The sequence below is a fragment of the Vibrio sp. Vb0349 genome (genome assembly GCF_033338975.1).
This window is the reverse complement of the sequence record NZ_JAWOTS010000326.1, coordinates 1-1173: the sequence shown is the minus strand read 5'-3', so window position 1 is coordinate 1173 and position 1173 is coordinate 1. Positions and strand designations below refer to the sequence as shown.

The following is a 1173-nucleotide window of genomic DNA, read 5'->3' as shown; positions in this document are numbered from 1 at the left end:
TTACGCCATCGACGCCTCGATTTGTACGGTGCGTTCACAACACCAAAAGAGTAGCCTGAGACCCAAGCCATAGTAATGACCGCTCGCCGTCGTGAATCAAACGGCGAGCGGAATCCAGCGCAACAGCGCATCAGGTAAACACAATTATCAGAGGTGTGTCAGTTTTTCTCGGGAATGAGAAACAAGAATTGACCAGAGAAAACAACAGGAGTATCACTCCCATTTCCTTCCGATTTTATTAGAGGAAAGCATTTGGAACACATTAACGCTTTACTCATCTCCATGAAGCCTCTGCTGGAGCAGTACGGCTACCTTGCGCTTATTGTCAGCATCTTTTTTGAAGGTATTGGCATTCCCATGCCTGGGCAATCTTTGATGATCGCAGCGTCAATTCTGGCCTCAGAACAAGTCATGAATCTGAGTATGGTTATGGTTATATCTTGGCTCAGCTGCTTTTTGGGCAATACTTGTGGTTACTTACTTGGTTACTACTTTGAAGGATGGCTAGATAAAAAAGGTTACATCTCTGGCCCTAAAATGCAGAAACTCCAAATCACCATTCAAAAATATGGCCCTGCTTGTTTGGTGGTCAGCCGATTTATTGAAGGGATGAAGCAATTTATGCCTCTGGCGTGTGGGATAGCAAAAATGCCACGCAGAGAGTTTTTACTCGGCAACGCACTCGCTGCCACCATTTGGGTTTTGGTGTTCAGTTTACTTACGCATTTTGCATTTGAGCACCTCAGCGCACTCAGCCATTTATATAGCCACTACAAATACGCAATCTGGGCGAGCGCCGCGGTTGTGTTCGCATTGATGATCCTAGGCTTACTCAAGCGAAAAAAAGCAAAATCGTCGCTATAAATGCACTTTCAATAAAGGCTCATGGTATCAGTAAGATAGATGCCATGAGCTTTTTTCTTTCCTCCAAATACAAAAATTACGCAGCCATTTAGACGTCTAGACGTTGACAATAAAAGTCGGTGAGATTAGTCTGCTCACTTCTCTTATTATTATCTTTGTCGTTTACATGTCCGGTTCCCAACAAACTACTAAAACAGTTGCACCGTCTGCGGTCGCACTGATCCCATTGATCGTATTCCTTGCGCTATTTATTGGCGTAGGCACTTACTTATCTTTGCAAGGCGTGGAATTTGCCTTCTACCAGCTGCC

The 1173-nt window shown here is 44.4% G+C and carries 1 protein-coding gene and 1 pseudogene; both read left to right on the top strand.

Translation table 11 applies throughout. The features are described from left to right. Positions 1–276: 276 nt before the first annotated feature. Positions 277–864 (top strand): DedA family protein, encoded by a 588-nt coding sequence (locus R7Q47_RS25575; RefSeq protein ID WP_031823390.1) that lies wholly within the window; start codon positions 277–279, stop codon positions 862–864. A gap of 166 nt (positions 865–1030) precedes the next feature. Beyond that, positions 1031–1173 (top strand): annotated as a pseudogene (locus R7Q47_RS25570) (Na+/H+ antiporter NhaC family protein); the annotation flags it as partial.